This is a genomic window from Acidovorax sp. GW101-11A03 (assembly GCF_059424825.1).
This window is the reverse complement of record NZ_JBWKZU010000045.1, coordinates 19,413-45,521: the sequence shown is the minus strand read 5'-3', so window position 1 is coordinate 45,521 and position 26,109 is coordinate 19,413. Positions and strand designations below refer to the sequence as shown.

Below are 26,109 nucleotides of genomic sequence, written 5' to 3'. Positions count from 1 at the left end.
TGTCTTCGTCTTGCGTGGCATTCATGCTCCTTGTTGACATGCTATGCCTCACACACAAAACATCTGACAGGCTCGCGTGCACTCTCTCTAGAACGTCCCTGACATCTTGTCGCACCCGCTTTGCGAATTCATCAGTTTGCACCAGCTTTTCCCAATCCGTGAGCACTTCTTCGTTGAGTGCGGTCTGATAGTTTTCTGTAGTTCGGATGAGTGGTTTGATGTTGATCTCGCCTGACCGACCGTGAGCAATGGTATTTCTGAGGTTCAACAGCTTGTGAACTGTTTGCAATGGGCGCGCACCGTGACCCTCGGGAAAGGAAACGTTTAGCTTTTCAGAGAGCAACTCAAGCTTTGCCATCGGTGGCAGCCTGTCAAGTTCCTCCCAGCACTCGAAGGTTACGTCACCAGCATGATTGAGATAGGCCTCAAAGGCGAACGCGGTTAGCACGGCGCTAGAAAGGAATTGCCACTTAGAAACTTCTGGCCGTTCTATCCCGACGTTAAGCACACATTCTGATGCGTGCCACAACTCGGCATACGTATGTACAGTCCTCTGCTTGGTGACAACAACTGTGCGTGGTTTTGATGCTTCCACTGGTCTTTAACGCCATGCGTTCTACAGAGTTCGAACAGACAAACTATAGCTTTGGCTGGTCAAGTTTGGGACTGTGTGCGCATGTCGTGGCAGCATGGTGGTTCGGTACGCCAATTGCTCTCTGAGCCGAAATCTCCCATTCGCTGAGAAAGTAGACTCGCCACCCCTACGGTTAACCCACCCCGCCTACCATCCCCTCTTTGTCCGCAGGAACCCCTCCCATGCCCACCACCCTCAAAATCGATTTCGTCTCCGATGTCTCCTGCCCATGGTGCATCATCGGCCTCAAGGCGCTGGAGCAGGCGGCGGACCGGCTGCAGGGTGAGGTCGCGCTGGACCTGCATTTCCAGCCGTTCGAGCTGAACCCGCAGATGGCGCCCGAAGGCCAGGACATTGGCGAGCACCTGCAAGAGAAGTACGGCGCCACGCCCGAGCAGAGCCAGAAGAACCGCGAGGCCATCGCGGCGCGCGGGGCGGCGCTGGGGTTTACCTTCAGCATGGACAAGCGCAGCCGCATCTACAACACCTTCGATGCGCACCGGCTGCTGCACTGGGCCGAAGAAAAGGGTGTGCAGCCCGCGCTGAAGAAGGCGCTGTTCAAGGCGTATTTCACCGACGGGCAGGACCCGAGCAACCACGAGGTGCTGGTGCGGGTGGCGGGCGAGGTGGGGCTGGATGTGGCCGAAGCGCGTGCGCTGCTGGCCTCAGACCGCTACGCCGACGAGGTGCGCGAGCGCGAGCAGTTCTATCTGCAAAACGGCATCCATTCGGTGCCCGCCATCATCATCAACGAGCGCCACCTGATCCAGGGTGGGCAGCCGGTAGAGGTGTTTGAGCAGGCGCTGCGGCAAATTGCGGCGCAGGGATGATGCTATATGTTTGATAGCTTATTGGGCATGATGGACGCGCGGTAGGGGCTATTTTTAGCCGTAAAAAAGGGGCCGATGGCCCCTTTTTTGATGGCGAGTCCTGCCCCCGCCCCGCGCTGCCTTACTTGCGCAGCGGGATGGCCGTGGCGCGGTCCACCGGCACGGCGGTCACGCTGTTCTGTGGCGAACCGTCGATGAGCTTTTCGGAGTAGGTCAGGTAGACCAGCGTGTTGCGCGGCGCGTCCACCATGCGCACGATGCGCAGGCGCTTGAAGAGGATGGACATGCGTTCGCTGAACACTTCTTCCTGCTGCTTGAGCGGCGCAGGAACGTGGATGGGGCCGACCTGTCGGCAGGCGATCGATGCCTCGGCGCGGTCTTCGGCCAGGCCCAGCGTGCCCTTGATGCCACCCACGCGGGCGCGCGAGACGTAGCAGGTCACACCCTGCACGGCAGGGTCGTCGTAGGCCTCGACGACGATGTCGTGGTCGCGGCCGATCCACTGGAAGGCGGTGTCCACCGTGCCGATTTTTTCGCCGGACGCTGCTTGTGCCGTGCCAGTCACACCCACCCAGGCGGCGCCAGCGGCCAGGGCCATCAGCGCCGAGGTGGCGGCTTGCTTGAGGGTTGTCACGTGGAGGCCCCGGCTTCGGTGCAGCGCTGGGCCAGATGGGCCAGGGCTTCTTCGACCTGGTCCACCAGCACCAGGCACAGGTCGCCGGGCTGCAGGCGGGCCAGGGCGGTGTCGATGGCGATGAATTCGCCACGGATTTCTTCGATGTGTTTGGTGCGCGATGCGCCGGCCAGGCCTTCGCGCAGCAGGGCCATCACCTCGCCGTCGGCACGGCCGCGCTGGGCGGCGTCCTGGTACAGGATCACGTCGTCAAACGCGGCGCCCAGGATCACGGTCTGGTCGCGGATGTCTTCGTCGCGGCGGTCGCCCGCGCCGCTGATCACCACGCTGCGGCGGTTGCCGGGCAGGGCGTCCACGGCCTGCACCAGGGCGCGCATGGCGTCGGGGTTGTGGCCGTAGTCGGCGATCACGGTGGCGCCCCGGTAGTCCATGATGTTGAAGCGGCCGGGTGCGTTGTCGCTGTCGTTCACAAAGCCCGACAGGCCCCGGCGGATGGTCTGCCAGGGCATGCCCACGCCCCAGGCGGCGGCCACGGCGGCCATGACGTTCTCGACCTGGAAGCCGATCTTGCCGTTGCGGGTGATGGGCACGTCGCGCAGGTGGATGGTCTCGCGCCACGAACCTTCCGAGGCCACGATGGACTCGCCATCCACGTACACCGTGCGGTGGCCCTGGGCGCGGTGCGTGACCATCACGGGGTGGTGGCGGTCGCTCGCAAAGTAGATGACCTTGCCGGGGCAGGCCGAGGCCATGGCGGCCACGATGGGGTCGGCGGCGTTGAGCACGGCGTAGCCCGTGGGGGCCACGTTCTGCACGATCACGCGCTTGAGCACGGCCAGGTCTTCCACCGTGGTGATGTAGTTCAGGCCCAGGTGGTCGCCTGCGCCGATGTTGGTGACCACAGCCACCTGGCAGCGGTCAAAACCCAGGCCCTCGCGCAGGATGCCGCCCCGCGCGGTCTCGAACACGGCGGCGTCCACCTCGGGGTGCAGCAGCACGTTGCGGGCGCTCTTGGGGCCGCTGCAGTCGCCGCTGTCGATCTGGCGGCCGTTCACGTACACGCCGTCGGTGTTGGTCATGCCCACACGCAGGCCCTGGGCGGTGAACAGGTGCGCCATCAGGCGGGCGGTGGTGGTCTTGCCGTTGGTGCCAGTCACGGCCACGGTGGGGATGCGGCCGTCGTCGCCATGGGCAAAGAGCTTGTCCACCATGGCCGCGCCCACGTTGCGGGGCTTGCCATAGCTGGGTGCCAGGTGCATGCGCAGGCCGGGGGCGGCGTTCACTTCGACAAAGCCGCCGCCTTGTTCTTCGAGCGGGCGCAGCACGGTCTCGGCCACCATGTCCACGCCGCAGATGTGCAGGCCCACCATCTGGGCAGCCGCCACGGCACGGGCGGCGACCTCGGGGTGCACGTCGTCGGTCACGTCGGTGGCGGTGCCGCCGGTGGACAGGTTGGCGTTGTTGCGCAGGATGACGCGCTGGCCTTTCTCGGGCACCGAGTCGGGCGTGAGGCCTTGCATTGCCAGGCGGGCCACGGCGATGTCATCGAGGCGGATCTTGGTGAGCGAGGTGGCGTGGCCTTCGCCACGGCGGGGGTCCTGGTTGACCACCTCCACCAGCTGGCGTACGGTGTGTTCGCCGTCGCCCAGCACCTGGGGCGGCTCGCGGCGTGCAGCAGCCACCAGCTGGTCGCCCACCACCAGCAGGCGGAAATCGTGGCCGGGCAAGAAGCGCTCGACCATCACGGTGCCGTAGTCGGCGGCGTTCTTGTAGGCCTCTTCGAGCTGGGCGCGATCGGTGATGTTGACGGTCACGCCCTTGCCCTGGTTGCCGTCTTGCGGCTTGACCACCACGGGCAGGCCGACCTTGAGGGCGACTTCCCAGGCTTCGTCCACGCTCTCGACGGGCTTGCCCAGCGGCACGGGCACACCGGCAGCGTGCAGCAGGCGCTTGGTCAGGTCCTTGTCCTGGCCGATGGATTCGGCCACGGCGCTGGTCGAATCGACCTCGGCCGCCTGGATGCGGCGCTGCTTGGAGCCCCAGCCAAACTGCACCATGCTGCCGCGCGTGAGGCGGCGGTAGGGGATACCCCGGGCCACGGCGGCTTCGACGATGGAGCCGGTGCTGGGGCCCAGGCGCTCGTCTTCGTCCAGCTCGCGCAGCTCGGCGATCACGGCGTTGGCATCAAAGCTGCCATTGCCCAGCGCGGCTTCGATGAGCTGCTGCGCGTATTCAAACGCCTTGCGGCCCACGGCCTCTTCGCTGTATTCGACGACCACCTGGTACACGCCCACATCGCTGGTGGCGGTGGTGCGCGCAAAGGTCACCGGGCAGCCTGCCTGGGCCTGCAGGGCAAGCGCAGCGGTTTGCAGCACATGGGCCAGCGACACATCGCCGCCACCGGTTTCGGGGTGCAGCGCGCCAATGGCGGGGAACAGGGCGCGCAGGCGGGCTTCAAACCCGGCCATCTGGCCCACGGCGCGCTCGGTTTCCGAACAGGCCACCACGGCTTCGATGGCCATGTGGCGGCTCCAGAGGTTGGGGCCACGCAGGGCCCGGGTGCGGGATACATCCATGGGATTTCTTTCAGTAGTCGTCGGGGCTCGCGGGCCGCGTTCCAGTCGAATGCGTGTGTGGCTGTGTCAATGGGGCTGTAGGGCTGTCAGGCGGGCAGCTCGGGCTCGAAGGTCTTGATGCCCGCGCCGATCAGGTCGGGGGCAATGTCCAGCGCCCAGGCGGTACCCACGGCGGCCAGCAAGGCCTCGGTGTCGGGCACCACGGCGTTGCGGCCGAAGGTGAGGTCCGACAGGGCCCCCAGCACATGCTCGGCACTGCCGGTGGCCAGCACCACGCGGCCGTTTTTCACGAAGACGGCGCGGCCGTTGTCCTTGGCGCGGTGGTCCACGATGGCGGGCAGCGTGCCGTCCTGTGCATACAGCACCACGTCGCCGTCGGACAGCGGGGCCAGGTCGGCCACCTGGGCGATGGCGGCATTGAGCACGGCAGCGCCTTCGGCCAGCACCACGTCCACCTGGGTGCGCATCACCTTGGTCATCTGGTCCTGCTCGTGCACGTCAAACTCGGCCAGCGTTTCCACGCCGTCCATGTCGGTCACCACGCCCACCTGGCAGCGGTCGTAGGCCAAGCCGTCGCGCAGGATGGTGCGCGCGTCGCTTTCGATCACGGCGGCCTGCACCATCTTGTTCATCAGCAGGCGGTGGGCGGCCTCCCAGTGGGCGCAGTCGGTGGCTTCCACGCGGCGGCGGTCCAGGAACAGGCCGTCGCGGCAGGCCAGGCCCGTGTGGTGGCCGCTCAGGTGCAGCAGCCAGGCCACCACACGCGAGATGGTGGCGGTGTTGCGGGTGCCCGCCACGCCCACCAGGGGGATGCGGCCAACGGGGCCTTCATCGTCACCTTCGGAGGGGAACAGGTGCTCGGCAATCGCCTGGCCCACTGGGCGGGGCGCGCCCACGGCGGGCTTGAGGTGCATCAGCAGGCCGGGGCCGGCATTCACTTCCACAATTGCGCCGCCCTGGGTGTGCAGTGGCTTGGAGATGTCGCGCGCCACCATGTCGATGCCCGCGATGTCCAGGCCCACGACCTTGGCGGCCAGCTGTGCGATGTAGGCCACCTCGGGGTGCACGTCGTCTGTGCAATCCACGGCCACGTTGCCGTTGCGCTGCACCACCACCTGGCGGCCTGCTGCGGGCACAGAGTCGGCGGCCAGGTCCTGGCGCTTGAGCTCGAGCTGCACCTTGGTGTCGGTGGCCAGGTCGATGATCTCCAGCGGGTACTCTTCCTCGTAGCCCCGGCGGGGGTCGGAGTTGAGCTGGCTGTCGATGAGTTCCTTGACGGTGTTGCGGCCATTGCCGGTAATGCTGACCACCTCGCCGCGTGCAGCGGCCACCACCTTGCCGCCCACCACCAGGATGCGGTGCTCGTCGCCGGGGATGAAGCGCTCGACCATGACGTCGCTGCCCTCGGGGTAGGCCACGTGGTAGGCGGCCTCGATGTCTTCCTTCTTGCGCAAATCCAGCGTCACGCCCCGGCCGTGGTTGCCGTCGGACGGCTTGACCACCACGGGCAGGCCGATGTCCTGCGCGGCTTCCCAGGCCTCTTCGGGGCTGTTGACCACCTGGCCTTCGGGGATGGGCACGCCGCAGGATTGGAGCAGGCTCTTGGTCAGGTCCTTGTCGCTGGCAATGCCTTCGGCGATGGCGCTGGTGAACTCGGTCTCGGCCGTCCAGATGCGGCGCTGGCTGGCGCCGTAGCCCAGCTGCACCAGGTTGCCGTCGTTCAGGCGGATGTGGGGGATGCCCCGGTCGGTGGCGGCGGTGACGATGCAGGCGGTGCTGGGGCCAAGGTACTGGTCGTCCACCTCGGTGCGCACGCGGGCCACGGCGGCGGCCACGTCAAAAGGCTGGTCGTTGATGGCCGCCATGATCAGCGCATGGCCTTGGGCCAGTGCCACGCGGGCTACGCTTTCGTCGCGGGCGCGGAACACCATGCGGTACACGCCGCGCTGGCTGGTACTGCGCGTCTGGCCAAAGCCGGTGGGCATGCCCGCCAGGTTGAGCAGCTCGATCACGATGTGCTCCAGCACATGGCCGCACCAGGTGCCCTCTTGCAGGCGCTGCAGGAAGCCGCCGCGCTCGCCCACGCCGCAGTGGTGTTCGATCAGCGCGGGCAGCCAGGCCGTGAGGCGGTCATTGAAGCCGGGGATGGTGTTGGAGGGATAGTCCTCCAGCTCGCCCAGGTCCAGCCAAACTTCCAGGACCGGCCGGTAGGTCCAGATATTGGGGCCCCGCAGGTAGTTGATGCGAAGCAGTTGGATGTCGTTGAGTTTCGCCATGGATTGCAGCGGGTGTGTTTCCGGCCTTGTGAGGGCTTTGCGTGGAAAAAGGGGACGAAGGGGGACTTTGTTGGACGATGATTGTGCGCCAGCCCGGGGCCTGTTCGCAGTGTCAGCCAAATGGCTGCCGCAGACGTTACAGGAGGATGCCGTCGCACCGTGGCGTGCAGTATCGGTGAGAATTCCCGCTTTCGCGAGTTCGGCCACCGCAGGCTGCCGGTGGCGGAAAAACCAACCAAAAATGCAACATCACCATTCTGTGGACGCCTCGGGTGTCTTTTCTGGCCCCGTGGGGGGCGAATTGCGGGCCATGCTCGCTTCCAAAGAGAACGTGCTGGCTGCGTTACAGGTTGACCTGAGTACCGCGCTGCGGTTTGCGACAGGTTGGGTGGTGGTGACGTCCGAGCGTCTGCTGGCCTGCGAGCCCGGCACCACGACCTGGCGCAGCTGGCCGCTGGGTGACGGCCTGGCCCTGCGCCTGCACGACCATGGCGGTGTGGGTTCCCTGGAGCTGCACAGCCCCCAGGCCCGGCTGGCGCTGTGGCGCTTTACGCTGGCGCACCACGCCCAGGCATTGCGCCTGGTGCAGCGTTTCGAACAGCAGATGGCCCTGGGCGCAGGCAACACGGCCGCCGAAGACGACGAGCCCGCCTGCCCCACCTGCCACACGCCCCTGCCGCCCGACACCGACGAATGCCCGGCCTGCGCCCGGGCCCAGCCCCCGCAAACGTCCACCTGGGTGCTGCTGCGCCTGTGGAGGTTTGCCCGGCCCTACCGCAAGCAGCTGGCCGCCGGGTTTGCGCTCACGCTGGCGTCCACCGCCGCCACGCTGGTACCGCCCTACCTCACCATTCCGCTGATGGACGACATCCTGATCCCGTTCCAGAACGGCAAGCAGATTGATCCCATGCTGGTGCTGCTGTACCTGGGCGGGCTGCTGCTGTCGGCCCTGCTGGCCTGGGGCCTCTCCTGGGCGCGCACTTATATATTGGCGCTGGTGTCCGAGCGCATTGGTGCCGACCTGCGCACCACGACTTACGAGCACCTGCTGCGCCTGTCGTTGGACTACTTTGGCGGCAAGCGCACCGGCGACCTCATGGCCCGGATTGGTTCCGAGACGGACCGCATCAACGTGTTCCTGTCGCTGCATGCGCTCGACTTCGTCACCGACGTGCTGATGATCGTGATGACGGCGGCCATCCTGTTCTCGATCAACCCGTGGCTGGCGCTGGTCACGCTGGTGCCGCTGCCCTTCATTGGCTGGATGATCCACACTGTGCGCGACCGCCTGCGCACCGGGTTTGAAAAGATCGACCGCGTGTGGTCCGAGGTGACCAATGTGCTGGCCGACACCATCCCCGGCATCCGCGTGGTGAAGGCCTTTGCGCAAGAGAAGCGCGAGGCCCAGCGCTTCCGTGACGCCAACCAGCACAACCTGGAAGTCAACGACAAGCTCAACAAGACCTGGAGCCTGTTTACCCCCACAGTGTCGCTGCTGACTGAAATCGGCCTGCTGGTGGTCTGGGCGTTCGGCATCTGGCTGGTGTCACGCAACCAGATCACGGTGGGGGTGCTCACCGCCTTCATCGCCTACATCGGGCGGTTCTATGGGCGGCTCGATTCGATGAGCCGCATCGTCTCGGTCACGCAAAAGGCGGCCGCAGGTGCCAAGCGCATTTTTGACATCCTGGACCACGTGAGCAACGTGCCCGACCCTGCCCAGCCCGTCAAGGTGGACAAGGTGCAGGGTGCCATCAGCATGCAGGGTGTGGGCTTCCGCTATGGCAGCCGTGCCGTCATCAAGGGGCTGGATCTGGATATCCGCCCCGGCGAGATGATCGGCCTGGTGGGCCACAGCGGCTCGGGCAAGAGCACGCTGGTGAACCTGATCAGCCGCTTCTATGACGTGAGCGACGGTTCCATCCAGGTGGATGGCATCGACATCCGCCGCTTTGCCGTGGCCGACTACCGCCGCCACATCGGTCTGGTGCTGCAAGAGCCTTTCCTGTTCTTCGGCACCATTGCCGAGAACATCGCCTACGGCAAGCCCGAAGCGACGCGCGAGGAGATTGTGGCCGCTGCCCGCGCTGCGCATGCACACGAATTCATCCTGCGCTTGCCGCATGGCTACGACTCGCTGGTGGGCGAGCGCGGCCAGGGCCTGTCGGGAGGCGAGCGCCAGCGCATCAGCATTGCGCGCGCACTGCTGATCGATCCGCGCATTCTGATCCTGGACGAAGCCACCTCGGCCGTGGACACCGAGACCGAGAAGGAAATCCAGAAGGCGCTCGATAACCTGGTGCAAGGCCGCACCACGATTGCCATTGCCCACCGCCTGTCCACCCTGCGCAAAGCCGACCGCCTGGTGGTGATGGACCGGGGCGAGGTGGTGGAAGTGGGTCCCCACGACGAACTTATGGAAAAGCAGGGCGCCTACTGGCGGCTCTACGAAGCCCAGGCGCGCCGCGCCGAAGAAGACGCCCAGGCGGCCGGGGTCATCATCGACAGCAGCCTGCTGCACCCGGCCCACCCTGCGGGCAATCCTTGAACCGTTGTGAGCGAGCTTGCCATGAATGCACCCGCACCCCTGACCCCGTTGTCTACGCCTCCTGCTTTCCAGTTGGCGCGCAACCCCCATGGCCGCCTGGTTCTGACGCTGCCTGACGGCACGGCGCATGAAGGCGTCACCCCTGTGCGGGCTTTTCCCATCGCCGCGCCGGGAGAAGGGCTGTCGCTGGTGGGCTCGGATGGCCACGAGTTGTTGTGGATTCCGCAGGTGGACCAGGTGGCGAGCCCGGCCCGGCAGCTCATCGACGAGGAGCTGGCGGTGCGCGAGTTTGTGCCCACTATCGAAAAAATCATTGCTGTATCGAGCTTCTCGACACCCAGCACCTGGCAGGTGGAGACCGACCGGGGCCCGGCCAGCCTGGTGCTCAAGGCCGAAGAAGACATTCGCCGCCTGGGCGGGCGCACCCGGCTGTTGATCGCCGGGGGCGACGGCATGCAGTTCCGCGTCAAGGACACCACCGCGCTGGACCGGCACTCGCGCAAGCTGCTGGAACGCTTTCTCTGACCGGCTCGGGGCCCCGCAGCCCCAGCTGAGGCCTCTCTAGGCCCCTCTTTTTCTCTTTTTCGGTGCGCGGAAAGCCTTCGGACGCTTTCGGCCGCCCCTTGGCGCATGGCCAACACGCACAAAAACCACAGGCTGGCCTGGTGGTTGTGATCGCCTGTGTGCTCAATCTGTGTTTTCTGCCCACATCAGGCTGGTGCATGGCTTGAACTCTTGCTGAAATCTAGGTGAAAACCCTTGTTTTGGGTCAATCGGTGAAAAAGACCTAAATTTCCCCTTCTTTTTGCCGTTATGAATTACGAAGACGGCGGAAAACCCTCTGCACGCCAAGACACATTCATTCACCATCGGGGCCACTGCCATGCAAATGCCACCTGTCGATCGATCGCCGAGTTGGCGTCCTCAGGGCGCTGATTTGTATTCCACTGGCGCCTCCGGCGCGCCGCCGGTGCGGCCCATCAATGCGCCCAACCCGGTGGAATCCATGGACCGCCTGGGCGAGGGCGCCGTCGTGCGTGAGCCCGACAAGCCTTCTGCCCCGGACACCGCCAACCGGGACTGGACCGAGGTCAAGAAAAAGGAAACGGTAGAAGAACCCCCCGAGCCGCCCAAGGAGCCCATCTACAAGCAGCTGCTGGAACTCATCCAGTCGATGTGGCGGGCCAGCGGCACGGCGGTGGAGGTGGCGCAGGACATCAACAAGATGACCCTGCAGGAGCGCATGGCCCAGCAGGTCAAGAACGAGCCGCTCACCTATTCAGACCCCAAGGTCAAGCGCACCGGCGGGTTGTGAGATTTGCTATATAAATGATAGCTATAAGGTATTGATGGAAGCGCGGTAGCGGTCAAATTTTCTTGTATTTTTCACGCCACGGCATCACGGCCGGGGCGATGAGGCGGCAGCTGCCGCCTGGGCGGCGGCACGTTGCTGGTCTCGCTGCTCCCGGTATTTGGCGGCAAAGACCCGCACTTCCTCGTACGACACATAACCGTCCTTGTCGGTGTCCGCGTCATCGAACGCGGCCGCCAGCCGGGGAAACAGTTGCACCTCGGTGCGGCTCAGCTTGCCGTCACCGTTGAAATCCAGCATCTTGAAATCACGCAAGGCCTTGGCTTCCCCTTTGGTGGGTGCGGGCGGTTGTGTGTCGGCGTCCGGCGCCTGTGCCCAAGCTGCGCTGCAGGCTGCGATCCAGAGGGAGAGGGCGGCCACGCAGGCTCGGGGGATGGGGGTGTGCAAAACAGGGCTCCTTGAAGGCGGGTGGTGGCCCGACCCTGACAGACCGCGAACCCGGCGGTCAGTTCCCGGCGGGGCGCAGCGGCGCCGTGTTGGAGATGCCGCTGTTCACATGCCCAGCCGGCACATGGCGCGCGGCCGAGGTCACATGGCCCGTCTGGTCGTCAAAGAAGAAGTCGGGCTCGAACTCGCGCAGGAACTCGCCCTTGGGCAGGCCGCCCAGGAACATGGCCTCGTCCACATTGATGTCCCAGTCCATCAGTGTGCGGATCGCACGCTCATGCGCCGGTGCGCTGCGCGCCGTGACCAGGGCCGTGCGGATGCGCATGCCCGTGGTGCTGCCAGCCTCCCCGGCGGACTGCAGCCGGTGCAGGGCAGCCAGCAGGGGTTTGAAGGGGCCGTCGGGCAGCGGCAGGGCGGCCTTGTCACTTTCATGCTGCTGAAAAGCCGCCAGACCCTGGGCTTGGTACACGCGCTCGGCTTCGTCGGAGAACAGCACGGCGTCGCCGTCGAACGCAATGCGCACTTCGGCGGGGTTGGCGTCACCTGCCTGCATGGATTCGGTCACCACCCGCGCCGCCGGGTAGCCCAGGTGCAGGGCTTCGCGCACATCGGCCTCGTTGGCCGACAGGAACAGGTGGGCGCCCAGCGGCCGCAGGTAACGGAACGGATCGCGCCCCTGCGTGAAAACCCCGCGCTGGATGGTGGGCAGGCCGTGGGCGTGGCACGAGCGGAACACGCGCATGCCACTGACCGGGTCGTTGCGCGAGAGCAGCACCACTTCCACGCGCTGGTGCTCGGTCGTGTTGAACGCGAGCAGCTTGCGCACCAGCGAAAACGCCACGCCCGGCGCTGCGGGCACATCCAGCCGTTGGCGCTGCAGGTCCACATAGGCGCGGTCGTTGTCTTTCTCAAAAACGCGGTTCTCTTCCTCAAAATTGAACAGCGCGCGCGAGGAGATCGCCACCACCAGCTTGTCGTCCAGGGTCACCGCCATACGTTAGAGCGTGTTATGCACTTTTACGTGCCCGCGAAAGCCGGAGAAAGGCCCGGCAACTAGGCGCCGGCCGCGCGGCGGTATGAATACCGCAAGTGGCCTGCAACAACGTGGCCGGGCCTTTCCCCGGTTTTCCCATAGGGTCGGGCCCACAGGCAGGCGCTCGCGGCGTTGCAGCACTTGCCAAGGCGCTTGCCTTGGCAGCGCGCTGCGCCTTGCGATCACCAGCCTGTGGGCCCGACGCGGGTGCGTAAAAGTGCATAACACGCTCTACTTCACAAACTGGTTGAGTTGGATGATGGGCAGCAGCACGGCCAGTACGATCAGCATCACGATGCCGCCCATGCCCACGATGAGCAGCGGCTCCAGGATGGTGGCGAGCGCCATGGCGCGGCGTTGCACTTCGGTCGAGAGCTGGCGCGCGGCGCGCTGCAGCATCACGGGCAACTGGCCGGTCTGTTCGCCCAGGCGCGCGAACATCGATAGCAGGCCGGGGAAGCGTTTCTTCTGCGCCAGCGCCGAGGCCAGCGGGGCGCCCTCGCGCACCAGCACCAGGGCATCCAGCGCATCGGCGCGCAGGGCGCGGTTGCTCAGGGTTTCGGCTGCGGCCTGCAAGGCTTTGAGGATGGGCACGCCTGCGCCCGAGAGCATGGCCAGCGTGCCCGCAAAACGCGCCGCGTTGTAGCCCCGCGCCAGCTTCCCCACCAGCGGCAGCTTCAGCCAGGCGGCATCGAACTTTTCGCGCACAGGGTCGATGGCCAGCGCCCACCGGGCTCCGACGGCGGCCAGCACTGCGGCCGCGAGCATCACCCAGCCATAGTTGCGCACAAAAGCGCTCAGGCCCAGCATGGCCACCGTCAGGAAGGGGAGGGCCCGCTTGGTGCCCGCAAACACGCTGGCCACCTGCGGCACCACATAGCCCACCAGGAACAGCACGATGGCAATCGCCACCAGGGTGACGATGGCCGGGTAAAGCGCTGCACCCACCAGCTTGGCCTTGAGCGCCTGCCGTTCTTCCAGGTCGTCGGCCAGGCGCTCCAGCACCAGGCCCAGGTTGCCGCTGTGCTCGCCCGCGCCAATCACGGCGCAGTAAATGTCGGAAAACTCGCGCGGGTGCTGCGAGAGCGCGCGGGCAAACGTGGCGCCCGCATTGACCTCGGCCCGCAGTGCAGCCACCAGGTGGCGCTGGCGTTCGTCGTCGGCTTCTTCGGACAGGGCCGTGAGCGCCCGCTCCAGCGGCAGGCCCGACGACACCAGTCCGGCGATCTGCCGCGTCCAGATGGCCAGCGCGGTGGCGCTGAACACGGGCCGCGTGAACAGACGCTGGCCCAGGCTGGCAGCGCGACCGTCCTGCGACTGGCCGGTTTGCACCGGCTCCACCGCCAGCGGCACCAGGGCCTGCGCCCGCAGCAGACTGCGTGCGGCCTTGGCGGTGTCGGCCTCCATGAGGCCTTTGCGGGTCTGGCCCTGGGCGTCCAGGGCTTCAAAGGAAAAAGCGGGCATGCGGGCGTAGGCGGTTAAGCGGTAGCAAGGAGGTCCGGCAGTCCCACCACACGCGGGCAGCAGGCGGAGGTGGGTGGAATCACTGCAGCCCCAGATGGTAGCCGCTACCAGAGGCACTCCCGCCCATGCCATGTCATGCCACGCCGGCGGCCGCTGCATGATCCAGGTCAAGGCGTGAGACTGCCCGGTGCGCAGAATCAAAAGTGGCCTGCGGCATCCGGCGGCAGGTCTTGTGGACGGACAAGGAGTCTTTCATGCTGAAGAACAAGGTAGCGCTGGTCACCGGCGCTTCGTCGGGCATCGGTCGTGCGATTGCCCTGGTGTGGGCTCGAGAGTGCGCCCGGGTGGTGGTGTCGGATGTGAACGTGCAGGCAGGCGAGGAAACGGCCGCACTGGTGCGCGCAGCCGGGGGAGACGCCACATTTGTGGCCGCCGACGTGGGCAAGCCCGGGGACTGCGAAGCGCTGGTGATCCGCACCGTGGCCCACTATGGCCGCCTGGACATCGCATGCAACAACGCGGGCATTGGTGGCCCCCAGGCACCCACGGCCGACTACCCGCTGGACGGCTGGGCGCAGGTCATCAACACCAACCTGTCGGGCGTGTTCTACGGCATGAAGTACCAGATCGCAGCCATGCTCAAGAACGGCGGGGGCTCCATCATCAACATGGCGTCCATCCTGGGCGCCGTCGGCTTTGCCACCGCACCGGCCTACACCGCCGCCAAGCATGGCGTGGTGGGACTGACCAAGGCGGCCGCCCTGGAGTACAGCGCACAGGGTGTGCGCATCAACGCCGTGGGGCCTGCCTTCATCCACACGCCGATGATCAGCGGGCTGGAGCAGGATGCAGGCATCCACGCCATGCTGGTAGGCGCGCACCCCGTCGGGCGCCTGGGGCAGCCGGAAGAGGTGGCCGAACTGGTGGCTTGGCTCGCATCAGCCAAGGCGTCGTTTGTGACCGGAGCGTACTACCCCGTGGACGGGGGCTACCTGGCCCGTTGAGCGCTCCTCAGGTGGACACCGCCTGGCCTGCGGCGCCGAGGGTGCTGTGGGCCTGCGCAGCAATGTCCAGCGACCGCAGCCGCAGCGCCGGGTCGTACACATCACTCACCAGCATCAGCTCGTCAGCCCCGGTGGCTTCGCTGAGCTGCGCCAGCCCCGTGCGCACCGTGTCGGGCCCGCCGATCACGGCGGCGGCCAGAAAGTCGCCGATGGCTGCACGTTCCTGCGGTTGCAGGCGCTCCGCATAGTTCTCTACGGGCGGCAGTAAGCGGCGCCGGTCGCCCGTCAGAATGCCCAGCACCCGCTGGTAGGTGCTGCTGGCCAGAAACTCCGCTTCCTCATCGGTGGGCGCCGCAATCAGCGGTACGCCAATCGCCACATAGGGCTGGGGCCAGGCGGCGGAGGGTCGGTACAGGTTGCGGTACAGGTCGATCGCCTGGTGCAGCAGGCGCGGGGCGAAGTGCGAGGCAAAGGCATAGGGCAGGCCGCGCTCGGCAGCGAGCTGCGCCGAGAAAAGGCTGGAGCCCAGCAGCCAGATCGGCACGTTGGTGCCCGCGCCGGGCATGGCAATCAGGCGCTGGCCGGGCTCGGCGGGGACCAGCAGGCGCTGCAATTCAGCCACGTCCTGCGGAAAGTCGTCGGCGGTTTCTACCCGGCTGCGGCGCAGCGCGCGCATGGTGGCCGGGTCGGTGCCGGGCGCGCGGCCCAGGCCCAGGTCGATGCGGCCCGGGTACAGCTCGGCCAGGGTGCCAAAGGCCTCGGCCACCACCAGCGGGGCATGGTTGGGCAGCATCACGCCGCCCGAGCCCACGCGGATGTGCGAAGTGCCCCCGGCAATGTGCCCCACCAGCACGGCTGTGGCCGAGCTGGCAATGCCTGCCATGTTGTGGTGTTCGGCCAGCCAGTAGCGGGCAAAACCCAGTTTCTCGGCGTGTTGTGCGGTGGAGAGTGCAATCTGCAGGGCATCGGCCACGGTGCCGCCTTCGCGGACGGCCACCAGGTCCAGCATCGACAGGGCGGGGCGACGGGGAGTAGAAGTCATGGCTGCATTGTCTGGCCGCTGGTGCCTTTGTGCTGGCGCCGGGGCAGAGCTGGCAGGGCCCGAAGGGTTGCCCGGCGCGATTTTTACGGCCGGGCGATTTTTTGGTAGCCAAAACGGCGGCGGCGCCACAGAATGTTTCAAGACTTTTCCGCGTGGGCATGTTCCGGTGAACGCGGACCCGTGGCCGTCAAAGGGATAACGATGGGTTTCTTCAGCCGTTTGTTCAAGATCAAGGAGCAGGATCCGACCAGCCCCGATACCACCTGGGCCATGGAGGACAACGGCAGCGAACTGGTGCTGGACGCGGAATACGCGGCCACCCTGATGACTGAAATCGACATCGACGCCGCCATTGCCAGCCACGAGCGCTGGCGCCTGCAGCTGCAGGACATGGTCAACGGCCGTTCCGACGAGGTCATGCGGCCCGAACGCATTTGCCAGGACGACCGTTGCGACCTCGGCCGCTGGCTGTATGGCACGGGGCGCGTGCGGTTGGGGCACTACCCGGCATTCGAGATGCTCGTGGCCCGCCACAAATACTTCCACCAGCAGGCCGCCGATGTGGTCACGCTGTTCCAGTCCGGCGAGCAGCAAAAAGCGGTGCAACTGCTCAACAGCAGCTGCCGCCATGCCTCCAACCAGGTGCTGCTGCTGCTCAAGGAGTTGAAGCGCGGGCTGGGGCGCTGAGCCGTGCATGGCCCAGCGCTTGTGTCGCTGGTTGCTCTACTTTTGATAGCTATTGACGCATAACAACAATGCGCTGGCATTGGTTCTGAACGGGCTCTTGTACGCATCGTGCTGAGCGCACAGCCTCAGCGCCCACCGGGCTGGTCGCTGCCCTCCTGCATCGGCACACAGCTCTTACATCTGCAGACACGTCCCGGAGCCGGAAATGGCGATGCCGTGGCTATCCTTCGGCCCGCACCGCCCCCCAGGCAATGGCATGGGCGCCGGCGTTGGTGCCGACATAAACCAGCAAGATGAAGAGAGGGAACCCCGATGGACCGCCGTAAATTGTTGACGCTCGCCACCTTGGCATCTGGCGTGAGCGCCGTATCCCCTGTGTGGGCCCAGTTCGACCTGGGCAAGGTGCTTGATGCCGGCAAGGACTTGGCCAAATCCGAGTCGCTGACCGACGAAGAGGTGAAAGCCGCCTTTGACCAGATGGCCGCCGAAAGCGACCGCCAAAACCGCATCGCCCCTGCCGGCAACCCCTACGCCACCCGCCTGAACAAGCTCACGGCCGGCCTGGGCACCTACGACGGCCTGAAGATGAACTTCAAGGTCTATCTCACCCCCGACATCAACGCCTTTGCCATGGCCAACGGCACCATCCGCGTGTACTCGGGCCTCATGGACAAGTTCACCGACGACGAAGTGCGCTACGTCATCGGCCACGAAATCGGCCACGTCAAAAAGGGCCACAGCAAGGCCCGCATCCAGGCCGCCCTGCGCACCAGCGCGCTGCGCAATGCCGTGGCCTCAAGCAACAGCAAGGCGGGCGCCATAGCCACCTCGCAGCTCGGCGACCTGTTTGAAAAAGTGGTGCGCGCCCAGCATTCGCAAAGCAACGAGCGCGAAGCCGACGACTATGCGATGGGGTTCATGAAAGCCAAGCGCTACGACGGCAAGGCCTGCGTGACGGCGCTGGAGAAGCTGGCGGCCATGTCGGGCGGGGATTCAAGCAGTTTCCTGTCCACGCACCCGTCGCCCAAGGAGCGGGCGGAGCGGATGAAGACGCAGGTGGCATAAAAAAGTTTGGATCACCCAATGGCAACGCAAGAAGAACAGCAATATCTGTATAGCCCAGTCGTTCAAGTCGCGGTAGAGGGTAGCTATGCAGTCGGTGCTACCCAAAGCTGGGATGCATTCATGCGCAAGAGCTATGACCAAGCCAACCAAGCCATATCGCGTCAAGCCAATGCGTTGCTGTTGCGTGGAAACGTTACCGCGCAGGAAGCCCGCGCACTTGTAGAGGGGCAACGGAATGCGCTCGTGATGCAAATGCGTCAGAGGCTCAGTCCGTGGGGGCGCATCTACTCGGAGCTGTTGAAGCCGTCCAGCAGTTTGCCGACGCTGGATCAGCTTGTTGCACGGAAAGGCAGCATCGAAGCAGTGCTTACCAGCGTGGGTAAAAGCCGTAGTTCGGTTAACCGCTTCGCAGCCACCGTGCGCGGCGCTGGCCCGGCCGCCATCATCATTCAAATCTCTCTGTCGGGGGTCATCATCTCCCAAGCTGCTCCGCAAGATCGCTCGCGCGTTGCATTTGGACAGGCGGGGGCTATTGTGGGCGGTGCTGCCGGGGGTGCGGGAGGCGCTTGGGCCGGCTGTCTTGCTGGTGCCGCGTTGTTGTCTCCCAGCCTGATTTTGCCTGTCATAGGCGAGCTTGGTACCGGTGGCGGTTGTCTTATCGGCGGGATTGTGGGCGCGTTTGGTTTTGGGGCAGCGGGTGCTGCTGTGGGTGAAAAGGCTGGCACCAAAACATATGATTTTGTTACCAGCATGGAATGGAAACTTGGCTGATGGACTGGGTTGACCGGATCAATCGCTATTTTCTGGACACTATCGCCAAGCGGCGTGCGCGTGGATATCCTTCTTCGAACCCAACGCTATTGCCCCTGTCGCCAGGGCTCGTCGATCAATTGGCCCGTCTTCATCTGGCTTCTCACGCAGGGTTCATTGGTGAAACTTGGGTCTTGTGGGGGGCATTGGTCGATGGCACACCCACTGCAATCGGCGAAACCGATCCTGGCTGGCAAGCGATGCGCAATGCGTTGGAGCAAAGTGGGCGATTGCATCTAGCCCTGCATGAAGCAGAACTGCGCTTGATGGCCGATTCGCGCCGACAGCCGATTTGCCTTATTGGCGATGCGAAGTCGCAAGCAAGTGACTGTGTACGAGAAACCACGCCCCCACCGCCAATCTAAGGGCCGGCCCGAGGATCAATGACAAACCCTTCGAGCGTGTTGATTGATAGCGGTCGTGGCGATTGGGCAGTGAGCTGCGCCGGTGATTCGCTGCCGCCCTTAAGACAGTCCGCGAGTATTGGCTGCTTGCGCTGGCTCATGCGTTGCGGTGTTGCGCTGACCTTGACTGCGGTGGTGAGCATTACTGGCTTGGCTGGCGAGCAGCTCTCTGGGATGGAGCAGGCCAAGGCCACCCCCGAGCCTGTGACCGCAGAAGAACAAGACGGACTCGCCCGCGCCATGGCGATGACGCCCTATGCATTTGTGGTGGTGCATACCCGTATCACCGTTGAGCCCATCTCCAGGGGGCGCCCGCTGCCCACGCTGGCTCGGCGCGGAGAAATTCCTGTAGCGACAGAGGAGCGCCACATTTACGAGGCACGGGTGTTGGAGACGTTGCGCGGCCCCGCCATGAAGCGAGTCCGGTATGAGCTGGTGGTTGAGGGCGGCGACAGCTTCGCCGTGTCTACAACGCCTGCGATTGTGATGCTCTGTCGCGGCCCACGCGGTTTTTACTGGGGTGGAGTCGGCGCGTATTTTGAGGCGTCCCACGAATCGGTGGCGCTGGCGCGGAAACTGGCGAAAGACATTGCTTCAAAACCAGTCACCAAGTTTGAATACTGCGATTGAGAGCTGGGAAGCGATGGACGGATGGCGTGTGAAACCGTGCAGCCATCGCGCTGGAGGCGGCGGCTCCCTTTGTTGTCAATAACTCCGCCCCCCCTTGTACATCGCATGCTGCCGTCGATTCAGCGTGGCCGCCTCGCCCAGTCGCCCCATGGCCGCACCGGCGTGTGCATGGGTGATGGCCATGCCCAGGCCGTCGGCCGCGTCGGTGCCCGGCAGGCCCGGTAGCTGCAGCAGCCGCCGCACCATCTCCTGCACCTGGCTCTTGGCGGCGCGGCCGTGGCCGACGACGGCTTTTTTCATTTGCAGGGCGGTGTATTCGGCCACGGGCAGGTTGCTGGCCACCAGGGCGGTGATGGCGGCGCCGCGTGCCTGGCCCAGCAGCAGGGTGGACTGGGGGTTGACGTTAACGAACACGATTTCTACCGAGGCCACATCGGGCTCATAGCGGGCTGCAACCTCGGTGATGCCGTCGAACAAAATCTTCAGACGCCCGGGCAGGTCGCCCAGGGCCAGCGTGGTAGTGCGGATGGTGCCGCTGGCCACATAGCTGAGTTGGTGGCCGTCCACATCCACCACGCCAAAGCCGGTGGTCTGCAGGCCGGGGTCAATGCCAAGAATACGCATTTGCTATAAATTTAATAGCTATTTGGGCAATATGGTCGCGCGCAGACGGCCATTTTTGCTCAAAGTCCGAAGTACCAGCGCACTGAATGGAAGAACACGGGGGCTGCAAAACACAGCGCGTCCACCCGGTCGAGCAGGCCGCCGGCACCGGTGACGGACATGCCCTGCATGCCCCAGCTGGTGATGCCCCGGTCGCGCTTCAGGGCCTTCATCACCAGGTGCCCCAGGCTGCCTGCCACGCAGGCCAGCAGGGCCATGCCCAGCGCCTGGCCGGGTTTGAACGGGGTGATGAAGGTGAGCAGCCCGCCCACCAGCCCGCCCACGGCCACGCCAGCGAGCCAGCTGGCCCACTGGAAGCTCTGGCTCACTTGCGGCGCCACGGGGGTGTGCGGAAAACGCCGCCCCAGCAGGTGCTGCACCACCATGCAGGTCTGCACCACAAAGACCAGGAAGAACACCAGGAACGCACCTTTGTCGCGGTAGCCCGGGAAGTCGAGCAGCAGCAGCGCGGGCACATGGCTCATGCCATACACGCAGACCATGATGCCCCACTGCAGCTTGGCGTTGCGCTCCAGAAACCGCTGTGGGTCGTTGGCCAGCGCACTCACCACGGGCAGCGCCAGAAACACATAGACCGGGATAAAGACCGTGAACAGGTCGAACATCTTGCTGCCCACGATCCAGAACTGCAGCGGCAGCACCACGAAGAACGCCAGCACCAGGCTGCGGTGGTCGCCCCGGCGCGTGGGCGAGAGGGTGATGAACTCGCGCAGCGCAAAAAAGCCCACGATGGCAAACAGCACGGTGGCCACGGTGTCGCCCAGCACCCAGCCCACCCAGAACACGGTGGCCATCATCCACGAGGTCTTGAGCAGGCCCCAGAAGCGCCTGGCCTCCAGCATGCGTGCTTCGGACTCGGGGTCGTCACTCGCATGCTCGCGCAGATTGCGCACAAATGCCCACACGGTAACGATGGACAGGATGCCGAACACGGCCAGAAAGAGGGCACCGATTTGCTGTGTGGCGGTCAAGCCGCGGAGGAAGTTGTTCATGTCGTTGCCGCCCGGCCGCCCGAAGGCAATGACGCGCCCCCTCGGGGGGCAGCGATACGCGAAGCGATGAGCGTGGGGGTCATATTCAGACTTCCCGCAAGGCGATCACGGCGCGGCGTGCGCGATCGAGGAAAGGGCGGCGTTCTTCACCCGCTTCGAGCTGGATGGGCGCGCCAAAGGTCACCGAGCACAGGATGGGCACGGGCACCACTTCGCCCTTGGGCATCACGCGCTGCACGTTGTTGATCCAGGCGGGCACCAACACCACCTGCGGAAACATCTGCGCCAGCTTGAACAGGCCGGATTTGAAGGACTGCGGCTCGTCGCCATGGCCGCGCGTGCCCTCGGGGAAGATCACGATGGAGTCGCCGCTGGCCAGCGCCCGCACCAGCGGTGCCAGCGGATCGGATTCGGGCAGGGCGGCGCGCAGTTCTTCGGGCGTGGGGGTGCGTGGTGGCGTGTCGGGCGATGGGTCTGGGCCGCCCGCCATGGCGGTGTCTGCGTCGGCAGATGCGGTGGCCATGGCGCCGATCACGCCGACGGGCTCTGTCGGCGCAGGGGCGGGCGGGCGGGCGGGCGTGGCCTGGCGGTCCACATACACGGCGTTGAATACGGCGGTGGTGATCCACTGCCGGAACGGCGTCTTGGTCCAGTAGTCCTTGGCGGCAATGGGCCGCGTGATGCTGCGCAGCTCTTCGGGCAGGGCGGCCCAGATCAGCACCATGTCGGCGTGGCTCTGGTGGTTGGCGAAATAGATGCGCTGCTCGGCCTTGGGCGGACAGCCATACCAGCGGGCCTGGGAGCCGGTCAGAAACCGCACGATCCCCAGCAGGATAAAACTCATCAACTTGGCAAGCATGGGGCGGATCATACGGGGCGGTATGGCCTGCGCCGCCCAGCGTCGTGGCGGGTAGCTGCAGTGCCGCAGCGCCCACCTACACCCAGATGCGGTACGCCCAGAAAGCCTCGTCGCCGTAAATGCCGTCGTAGAGCGCCTGCGGCGCATAGCCCGTGATGCGCCGCGTGACGCGGCACAGGTGCGACTGGTCCGAAAACCCCGCGCCTGCGGCCACATCGGCCCATCTGACGCTGCCTTGGGCAGCATCGGCCGCGATGGTGTCGAAGAACGCTTGTTCGGCCTTGCCAAAGCCGCGCAGCTCGCGCAGAGGCAAGCCGGCCCAGCGCTTGATGCGCCGCTCCAGCTGGCGCAGGCTGCGTCCGGTGGCGGACAGGGCGGCCCGTTGCGCCAGGTGCGCGACCCAGTCGCCGTAGCGCTGCGTCTGCAGCGCCTGGGTGGGGCGGCAGGCCTGCCAGCGGGGCTCCAGAAAGTCTTCGAGGTATTGCATGCGGGCCGCGTTGTCAGGCAGGTTCTGTACCGTTTCGCACAGCGCCACCCAGTCGGGTGGCAGCAGCGATTGCGCGTCCACCATGCGATCGGTCAGGGCGCCGGGGTCCACGCCGGTGAGCTGGTGCAGCGCGTCGGGCATGAACATCACCATCATGGCGTGCGTGGGCCCGGCGCAGTAGCTGGAGGTGGGGCGGGTCTGCGGGCCCGCCAGCACCCAGCGGCCCGGGTAGGCCTCGCGCGGGCTGTGCTGCGTGGGCATGGTGTCGGGGCGCTCGGCCACCAGCGCCTCGCTGCGGCCTTCAAACCACCAGCTCAGGCTGCACAGCGGTGACGCCGGAAAGCGGTTGATGCGCTGCGCATCGCTGAGCGTGTAGCCCACCGTGCTGCGCGCCATGGCGGCGCGTAGGCAGGCAGTGAGGCTGGCGCGCGGCAACCAAAGCTCGCCCGAAGGGATCAACCCGGTGGGGTGCCGGGGGGAGGGTGGGGCCAAGCTTGCCATGGGGCGGGAGTGTAGGCGACGGGGGCTGTCGCAATCGTTCAATACGGCCGCGCTGCTGCGCTGCAGCATGCGGGGCATGAACCCGACCTCCGCCCCAGTGGCGCCTCCCGCCACTGCCTCCGTATCCTCCCCCGCCGTTCCTCCCACCTCTTTTTTGCCCCGCGGCCCGCGCAGCCGCTGGTGGGGCCTGCCACTGCTGCGTTCCATGCGCGCCGACTACCTGGGTTTTGTGACCCAACTGCAACGCGAACATGGCGACCTCACTCGCATGCGCCTGGGTTACGAAGACGCATGGGACCTGATGCACCCCGACCTGGTGCGTGAGGCGCTCATCACCCATGCCGACAAGCTCATCCGCTGGGAGCGTGGCATAGCAGTGTTCGAGGAGGTGTTTGGCCAGAGCGTGCTGGTGACCGAAGGCGATACCTGGCAGCGTCAGCGCCGCATGCTGATGCCCGCCTTCAGCCCCAAGCGGGTGGCGGGCTACGCGCAGCTGATGACCGATGCCGCCCGCAGCGCGCTCGACGCGGCTGTGCCCCCGGGCCAGCCCGGTGCGCGGGTGGCGGTGGATGCGCTCTGGACCGATGTGGCCATGGACGTGATCCTGCGCACGCTGTTCAGCACCTCGGCGCAGGCCGATGCGCGCGAGGCCGCCTGGGCCACACAGACACTGGGGGCCACGGCCTACCAGGAGATGTTCATGCCCTTCACTTTGCCCGACTGGCTGCCCCTGCCGGGCAAGGCGGCCAAGCGGCGCGCCATCCGGTCGTTGAAAGGGCTGGTGTGGCGCCACATCCATGCCCGTCAGGCCGAGGTGACCGCACCCGGTGCCCCGGATCGCTCAGACCTGCTGCACATGCTGCTGGCCCTGCGCGACGAGCAAACCGGCGAGGCCTTGTCGGCCCAAGAGGTGTTTGACCAGTGCATCGTCAGCTTCCAGGCCGGGCACGAAACCAGCGCCACCACGCTGCTGTGGTGGACCCTGCTCATGGCCCAGCATCCCGAGGCCGCGCTGCGTGCCCAGGCCGAGGTCGATGCCGTGTTGCAGGGCGGCACCCCCGGCCCCGAGCATCTGGCCCAGTTGCCCTGGCTGGGCGCTACGCTGAAGGAAGCGCTGCGCCTGTACCCCCCGATCGCCGCGCTGATGAGCCGCCGCACCACCGCGCCCATCACGCTGGGCGGGGTGCCGGTGCCCCGGGGCGCCATGCTGCGCATCACCCCTTGGGTGCTCCACCGCGATGCGCGCTGGTTTGCCGAGCCGGACCGTTTTGTGCCTGAGCGGTTTCTGGACGGCGCGCCGTCCATCCACCGGGGTGCGTGGATCCCGTTCGGGCTGGGGCCGCGCGTGTGCATTGGCCAGCACTTTGCGATGCTGGAGATGACGCTGCTGGCGGCGATGCTGCTGCAGCGGTACACGGTGCGGTTGCCGGAGGGGAGCGCTGTGGGAGCACCCCGGTTGCAAGTGACGCTGCGGCCGGACGGAGCGTCTGCCCTATGGCTGCAGCGGCGTGAGGCACCGCAGGGGCGATGAGGCGCTGCAGGCGTGTGGGTGACGCAGCCGACTGCCGGCTTCAGGGCAGCTCCGCGCCGCCCATGCGCCCCAGGATCGTGCGTGTCCGTCCTGCCAGATACGCCGATCCGGGCGTTTTCTCAAAGCGCTTGGGCGCAGGCAGCATCACCGCCAGGCGCGCGGCTTCGGCGGTGCTCAGGCGGTTGGCACTTTTGCGGAAGTAGTGCTGTGCGGCCGCCTCGGCGCCGAACACGCCTTCGCCCCATTCCACGTTGTTGAGGTAGATCTCCAGGATACGCTGCTTGGAAAGCAACTGCTCCAGCGCCAGCGTGAGCACGAACTCCTGGCCCTTGCGCAGCAGCGTGCGTTCGCCCGAGAGCAGCAGGTTCTTGGCCAGCTGCTGGGTGATGGTGGAGCCGCCCCGGATCTTGGGCGCGCGCATCGGGCGGTCGGGGGCGCGGGCCGCGGCCTTGCTGGCCTGGGCTTCGGCCTTGGCGTTGCGCTCCCAGGCTTTTTCGATGGCGTTCCAGTCCACGCCATCGTGGTTCACAAAACCATCGTCTTCCGAGGCGATGACGGCGCGTTTGAGGTGGTCGGAGATGTCCGCGTAGGGCACCCATTGCTGACGCCAGGGTACATGGCCTTTGGTGGAGAGCAGCGTCCAGGCTTCGGAGCGCTGGAAGGTGGTGGACTCGGGGTTGATGGCTGCCATGGCGGCAATGCGCAGCACAAAGAACAGCTGCAGCGCCACGAAGGCGATCACCAGCAGTCCCAGCCAGCGCAGCACGGCTTTCATGGTGGCGTCCCCGGGGCTTAGGCGGTGGCGGATTGCTGCATTTCGCGCAGCACCTGGGCCGACGGCGGGCGCACGCCGCGCCACAGCAAAAAGGCCTCGGCGGCTTGCTCCACCAGCATGCCCAGGCCGTCACGGGGCACGGCGCCGTGCTGCCGGGCCCAGTCGAGGAAGCCTTGCGCTGCGGGGCCGTACATCATGTCGTAGGCCAGAGCGCCCGGGCGCAGCACGGTCGCGGGCACGGGCACCCCGGCACCGGCCAGGCTGCTGGCCGTGGCGTTGATGATCACATCAAAATTGGCCATTACCGCGCTTGGTTCCAGCGCCTCTAGCTCTGCTTTTTGTAGCAAGGCGAGTGGGTGATGAGATTGCACCAGCGCCTGGGCCTTGGCCAGCGTGCGGTTGGCCACGGTGATGTGGCGCGCCCCGGCCAGCAGCAGCGGGCCCAGCACGCCCGCAGCGGCGCCGCCTGCCCCCACCAGCAGCACATCGCGCCCGGCGAGCGGCACACCCGCGTTGTGGGTGATGTCGGCCACCAGGCCCAGGCCGTCGGTGTTGTCGGCGTAGATGCTGCCGTCGGCGCGGAAGGTCAGGGTGTTGGCCGCGCCTGCCAGTTGCACACGCTCGCTGCACACGGTGGCCAGGCCGGGCGCGTCGGTCTTGAAAGGCACGGTGACATTGCAGCCACGCCCGCCCTCGGCCACGAAGTCGCGCACGCCCTGGGCAAAGCCGTCCAGGGGCACCAGGCGGCGCTCGTAGGCGATGGGCTCGCCCGTGAGTTCGGCAAAGCGGGCGTGGATGGCGGGCGAGCGGCTGTGCGCCACGGGGTTGCCCATCACGCAATACAGGTCGGCGGAGAGAGGCGAAGATGTCATGGGAATAACAAG

Annotated in this window: 25 protein-coding genes; 11 read left to right on the top strand and 14 right to left on the bottom strand. The window is 66.0% G+C overall.

The window, feature by feature from the left end:
- On the bottom strand, positions 1 to 358 hold a 358-nt coding region (locus tag AC07Z7_RS17910; RefSeq protein ID WP_494767115.1), incomplete at its 3' end, for a hypothetical protein.
- A 458-nt stretch (positions 359 to 816) separates the two neighbouring features.
- Between AC07Z7_RS17910 and AC07Z7_RS17905 the strand changes: the two genes are divergently transcribed.
- Positions 817 to 1,464, top strand: a complete 648-nt coding sequence (locus AC07Z7_RS17905; protein ID WP_440112925.1) for a DsbA family oxidoreductase — start codon at positions 817 to 819, stop codon at positions 1,462 to 1,464.
- Positions 1,465 to 1,585: 121 nt separating this feature from the next.
- On the opposite strand, the gene AC07Z7_RS17900 is transcribed toward AC07Z7_RS17905, so the two are convergent.
- From AC07Z7_RS17900 to AC07Z7_RS17890, 3 genes are all read right to left on the bottom strand, one after another.
- Complete coding sequence (locus tag AC07Z7_RS17900; protein ID WP_494767116.1) at positions 1,586 to 2,062, bottom strand: CreA family protein; 477 nt, start codon at positions 2,060 to 2,062, stop codon at positions 1,586 to 1,588.
- A gap of 32 nt (positions 2,063 to 2,094) precedes the next feature.
- On the bottom strand, positions 2,095 to 4,674 hold the full coding sequence (gene cphA / locus AC07Z7_RS17895; RefSeq protein WP_494767114.1) for a cyanophycin synthetase: 2,580 nt from the start codon (positions 4,672 to 4,674) through the stop codon (positions 2,095 to 2,097).
- 86 nt (positions 4,675 to 4,760) lie between these two features.
- Positions 4,761 to 6,950 (bottom strand): cyanophycin synthetase, encoded by a 2,190-nt coding sequence (locus AC07Z7_RS17890; RefSeq protein ID WP_094291532.1) that lies wholly within the window; start codon positions 6,948 to 6,950, stop codon positions 4,761 to 4,763.
- A 241-nt stretch (positions 6,951 to 7,191) separates the two neighbouring features.
- On the opposite strand from AC07Z7_RS17890, the gene AC07Z7_RS17885 reads away from it, so the two are divergent.
- The 3 genes from AC07Z7_RS17885 (at position 7,192) to AC07Z7_RS17875 (ending at position 10,813) form a co-directional block, all read left to right on the top strand.
- Positions 7,192 to 9,498 (top strand): cyanophycin metabolism-associated ABC transporter, encoded by a 2,307-nt coding sequence (locus AC07Z7_RS17885; RefSeq protein ID WP_094291531.1) that lies wholly within the window; start codon positions 7,192 to 7,194, stop codon positions 9,496 to 9,498.
- Positions 9,499 to 9,519: 21 nt separating this feature from the next.
- A complete protein-coding gene (locus AC07Z7_RS17880) occupies positions 9,520 to 10,023 on the top strand; it encodes a cyanophycin metabolism-associated DUF1854 family protein (protein ID WP_494767113.1) in 504 nt (167 codons plus the stop codon).
- Positions 10,024 to 10,381: 358 nt separating this feature from the next.
- Entirely contained in the window at positions 10,382 to 10,813 is a 432-nt protein-coding gene (locus AC07Z7_RS17875) for a hypothetical protein (protein WP_063459004.1), read from the top strand.
- Positions 10,814 to 10,897: 84 nt separating this feature from the next.
- Here AC07Z7_RS17875 and AC07Z7_RS17870 read toward each other — a convergent pair whose 3' ends face one another.
- The 3 genes from AC07Z7_RS17870 to gspF all read right to left on the bottom strand — a co-directional run bounded on the left by AC07Z7_RS17870 (position 10,898) and on the right by gspF (position 13,754).
- Positions 10,898 to 11,257, bottom strand: a complete 360-nt coding sequence (locus tag AC07Z7_RS17870) for an EF-hand domain-containing protein (RefSeq protein ID WP_252659903.1) — start codon at positions 11,255 to 11,257, stop codon at positions 10,898 to 10,900.
- Positions 11,258 to 11,315: 58 nt separating this feature from the next.
- Positions 11,316 to 12,251 carry a 5'-nucleotidase gene (locus AC07Z7_RS17865; protein ID WP_494767112.1) on the bottom strand — a complete coding sequence of 312 codons (936 nt, stop codon included), beginning with the start codon at positions 12,249 to 12,251 and terminating at the stop codon, positions 11,316 to 11,318.
- Positions 12,252 to 12,521: 270 nt separating this feature from the next.
- On the bottom strand, positions 12,522 to 13,754 hold the full coding sequence (gene gspF, locus AC07Z7_RS17860; RefSeq protein ID WP_094291527.1) for a type II secretion system inner membrane protein GspF: 1,233 nt from the start codon (positions 13,752 to 13,754) through the stop codon (positions 12,522 to 12,524).
- Between the two features lie 254 nt (positions 13,755 to 14,008).
- On the opposite strand from gspF, the gene AC07Z7_RS17855 reads away from it, so the two are divergent.
- Positions 14,009 to 14,758 carry an SDR family NAD(P)-dependent oxidoreductase gene (locus tag AC07Z7_RS17855; RefSeq protein ID WP_494767111.1) on the top strand — a complete coding sequence of 250 codons (750 nt, stop codon included), beginning with the start codon at positions 14,009 to 14,011 and terminating at the stop codon, positions 14,756 to 14,758.
- A 7-nt stretch (positions 14,759 to 14,765) separates the two neighbouring features.
- Here AC07Z7_RS17855 and AC07Z7_RS17850 read toward each other — a convergent pair whose 3' ends face one another.
- Positions 14,766 to 15,800: an LLM class flavin-dependent oxidoreductase gene (locus tag AC07Z7_RS17850; protein WP_494767110.1), complete on the bottom strand. Its 1,035-nt coding sequence runs from the start codon at positions 15,798 to 15,800 to the stop codon at positions 14,766 to 14,768.
- Between the two features lie 201 nt (positions 15,801 to 16,001).
- Between AC07Z7_RS17850 and AC07Z7_RS17845 the strand changes: the two genes are divergently transcribed.
- The 5 genes from AC07Z7_RS17845 to AC07Z7_RS17825 all read left to right on the top strand — a co-directional run bounded on the left by AC07Z7_RS17845 (position 16,002) and on the right by AC07Z7_RS17825 (position 19,396).
- A complete protein-coding gene (locus AC07Z7_RS17845) occupies positions 16,002 to 16,487 on the top strand; it encodes a CZB domain-containing protein (protein WP_440113673.1) in 486 nt (161 codons plus the stop codon).
- A 312-nt stretch (positions 16,488 to 16,799) separates the two neighbouring features.
- Positions 16,800 to 17,552 carry a M48 family metallopeptidase gene (locus tag AC07Z7_RS17840; protein WP_494767109.1) on the top strand — a complete coding sequence of 251 codons (753 nt, stop codon included), beginning with the start codon at positions 16,800 to 16,802 and terminating at the stop codon, positions 17,550 to 17,552.
- An 18-nt stretch (positions 17,553 to 17,570) separates the two neighbouring features.
- Positions 17,571 to 18,323: a hypothetical protein gene (locus tag AC07Z7_RS17835; RefSeq protein WP_494767108.1), complete on the top strand. Its 753-nt coding sequence runs from the start codon at positions 17,571 to 17,573 to the stop codon at positions 18,321 to 18,323.
- Positions 18,323 to 18,727, top strand: a complete 405-nt coding sequence (locus tag AC07Z7_RS17830; protein ID WP_494767107.1) for a hypothetical protein — start codon at positions 18,323 to 18,325, stop codon at positions 18,725 to 18,727. The genes AC07Z7_RS17835 and AC07Z7_RS17830 overlap by 1 nt, the downstream gene beginning before the upstream one ends.
- Positions 18,728 to 18,745: 18 nt before the next feature.
- Positions 18,746 to 19,396 (top strand): hypothetical protein, encoded by a 651-nt coding sequence (locus tag AC07Z7_RS17825; RefSeq protein ID WP_494767106.1) that lies wholly within the window; start codon positions 18,746 to 18,748, stop codon positions 19,394 to 19,396.
- Between the two features lie 75 nt (positions 19,397 to 19,471).
- Here AC07Z7_RS17825 and ruvC read toward each other — a convergent pair whose 3' ends face one another.
- The 4 genes from ruvC to AC07Z7_RS17805 all read right to left on the bottom strand — a co-directional run bounded on the left by ruvC (position 19,472) and on the right by AC07Z7_RS17805 (position 22,919).
- On the bottom strand, positions 19,472 to 20,020 hold the full coding sequence (gene ruvC / locus AC07Z7_RS17820; RefSeq protein ID WP_494767105.1) for a crossover junction endodeoxyribonuclease RuvC: 549 nt from the start codon (positions 20,018 to 20,020) through the stop codon (positions 19,472 to 19,474).
- A 59-nt stretch (positions 20,021 to 20,079) separates the two neighbouring features.
- On the bottom strand, positions 20,080 to 21,072 hold the full coding sequence (locus AC07Z7_RS17815; protein ID WP_494767104.1) for a phosphatidate cytidylyltransferase: 993 nt from the start codon (positions 21,070 to 21,072) through the stop codon (positions 20,080 to 20,082).
- An 85-nt stretch (positions 21,073 to 21,157) separates the two neighbouring features.
- Positions 21,158 to 21,931 (bottom strand): lysophospholipid acyltransferase family protein, encoded by a 774-nt coding sequence (locus AC07Z7_RS17810; RefSeq protein ID WP_494767103.1) that lies wholly within the window; start codon positions 21,929 to 21,931, stop codon positions 21,158 to 21,160.
- 76 nt (positions 21,932 to 22,007) lie between these two features.
- The gene (locus AC07Z7_RS17805) at positions 22,008 to 22,919 is read right to left on the bottom strand and encodes an AraC family transcriptional regulator (protein WP_494767102.1); all 912 of its coding nucleotides are present in this window, start codon (positions 22,917 to 22,919) and stop codon (positions 22,008 to 22,010) included.
- A gap of 76 nt (positions 22,920 to 22,995) precedes the next feature.
- Between AC07Z7_RS17805 and AC07Z7_RS17800 the strand changes: the two genes are divergently transcribed.
- On the top strand, positions 22,996 to 24,450 hold the full coding sequence (locus AC07Z7_RS17800) for a cytochrome P450 (RefSeq protein WP_494767101.1): 1,455 nt from the start codon (positions 22,996 to 22,998) through the stop codon (positions 24,448 to 24,450).
- Between the two features lie 40 nt (positions 24,451 to 24,490).
- Here the strand turns inward: AC07Z7_RS17800 and mtgA are convergent, their stop codons facing one another.
- On the bottom strand, positions 24,491 to 25,225 hold the full coding sequence (gene mtgA, locus AC07Z7_RS17795; protein ID WP_494767100.1) for a monofunctional biosynthetic peptidoglycan transglycosylase: 735 nt from the start codon (positions 25,223 to 25,225) through the stop codon (positions 24,491 to 24,493).
- A 17-nt stretch (positions 25,226 to 25,242) separates the two neighbouring features.
- Positions 25,243 to 26,097: a shikimate dehydrogenase gene (gene aroE, locus AC07Z7_RS17790; protein WP_494767099.1), complete on the bottom strand. Its 855-nt coding sequence runs from the start codon at positions 26,095 to 26,097 to the stop codon at positions 25,243 to 25,245.
- Positions 26,098 to 26,109: the final 12 nt, after the last annotated feature.

Excerpts from the sequence above, each read along its gene's own strand:
- aroE (WP_494767099.1), bottom strand. The coding sequence starts at position 26,097 with ATGACATCTTCGCCTCTCTCCGCCGACCTGTATTGCGTGATGGGCAAC.
- mtgA (WP_494767100.1), bottom strand. The coding sequence starts at position 25,225 with ATGAAAGCCGTGCTGCGCTGGCTGGGACTGCTGGTGATCGCCTTCGTG.
- AC07Z7_RS17900 (WP_494767116.1), bottom strand. The coding sequence starts at position 2,062 with ATGGCCCTGGCCGCTGGCGCCGCCTGGGTGGGTGTGACTGGCACGGCA.
- AC07Z7_RS17880 (WP_494767113.1), top strand. The coding sequence starts at position 9,520 with ATGAATGCACCCGCACCCCTGACCCCGTTGTCTACGCCTCCTGCTTTC.
- AC07Z7_RS17810 (WP_494767103.1), bottom strand. The coding sequence starts at position 21,931 with ATGCTTGCCAAGTTGATGAGTTTTATCCTGCTGGGGATCGTGCGGTTT.
- ruvC (WP_494767105.1), bottom strand. The coding sequence starts at position 20,020 with ATGCGTATTCTTGGCATTGACCCCGGCCTGCAGACCACCGGCTTTGGC.
- AC07Z7_RS17845 (WP_440113673.1), top strand. The coding sequence starts at position 16,002 with ATGGGTTTCTTCAGCCGTTTGTTCAAGATCAAGGAGCAGGATCCGACC.
- AC07Z7_RS17875 (WP_063459004.1), top strand. The coding sequence starts at position 10,382 with ATGCAAATGCCACCTGTCGATCGATCGCCGAGTTGGCGTCCTCAGGGC.
- AC07Z7_RS17815 (WP_494767104.1), bottom strand. The coding sequence starts at position 21,072 with ATGAACAACTTCCTCCGCGGCTTGACCGCCACACAGCAAATCGGTGCC.
- AC07Z7_RS17905 (WP_440112925.1), top strand. The coding sequence starts at position 817 with ATGCCCACCACCCTCAAAATCGATTTCGTCTCCGATGTCTCCTGCCCA.
- AC07Z7_RS17805 (WP_494767102.1), bottom strand. The coding sequence starts at position 22,919 with ATGGCAAGCTTGGCCCCACCCTCCCCCCGGCACCCCACCGGGTTGATC.
- gspF (WP_094291527.1), bottom strand. The coding sequence starts at position 13,754 with ATGCCCGCTTTTTCCTTTGAAGCCCTGGACGCCCAGGGCCAGACCCGC.
- AC07Z7_RS17825 (WP_494767106.1), top strand. The coding sequence starts at position 18,746 with ATGACAAACCCTTCGAGCGTGTTGATTGATAGCGGTCGTGGCGATTGG.
- AC07Z7_RS17865 (WP_494767112.1), bottom strand. The coding sequence starts at position 12,251 with ATGGCGGTGACCCTGGACGACAAGCTGGTGGTGGCGATCTCCTCGCGC.
- AC07Z7_RS17835 (WP_494767108.1), top strand. The coding sequence starts at position 17,571 with ATGGCAACGCAAGAAGAACAGCAATATCTGTATAGCCCAGTCGTTCAA.
- AC07Z7_RS17840 (WP_494767109.1), top strand. The coding sequence starts at position 16,800 with ATGGACCGCCGTAAATTGTTGACGCTCGCCACCTTGGCATCTGGCGTG.
- AC07Z7_RS17830 (WP_494767107.1), top strand. The coding sequence starts at position 18,323 with ATGGACTGGGTTGACCGGATCAATCGCTATTTTCTGGACACTATCGCC.
- AC07Z7_RS17855 (WP_494767111.1), top strand. The coding sequence starts at position 14,009 with ATGCTGAAGAACAAGGTAGCGCTGGTCACCGGCGCTTCGTCGGGCATC.
- AC07Z7_RS17890 (WP_094291532.1), bottom strand. The coding sequence starts at position 6,950 with ATGGCGAAACTCAACGACATCCAACTGCTTCGCATCAACTACCTGCGG.
- AC07Z7_RS17850 (WP_494767110.1), bottom strand. The coding sequence starts at position 15,800 with ATGACTTCTACTCCCCGTCGCCCCGCCCTGTCGATGCTGGACCTGGTG.
- AC07Z7_RS17800 (WP_494767101.1), top strand. The coding sequence starts at position 22,996 with ATGAACCCGACCTCCGCCCCAGTGGCGCCTCCCGCCACTGCCTCCGTA.
- cphA (WP_494767114.1), bottom strand. The coding sequence starts at position 4,674 with ATGGATGTATCCCGCACCCGGGCCCTGCGTGGCCCCAACCTCTGGAGC.
- AC07Z7_RS17885 (WP_094291531.1), top strand. The coding sequence starts at position 7,192 with ATGCAACATCACCATTCTGTGGACGCCTCGGGTGTCTTTTCTGGCCCC.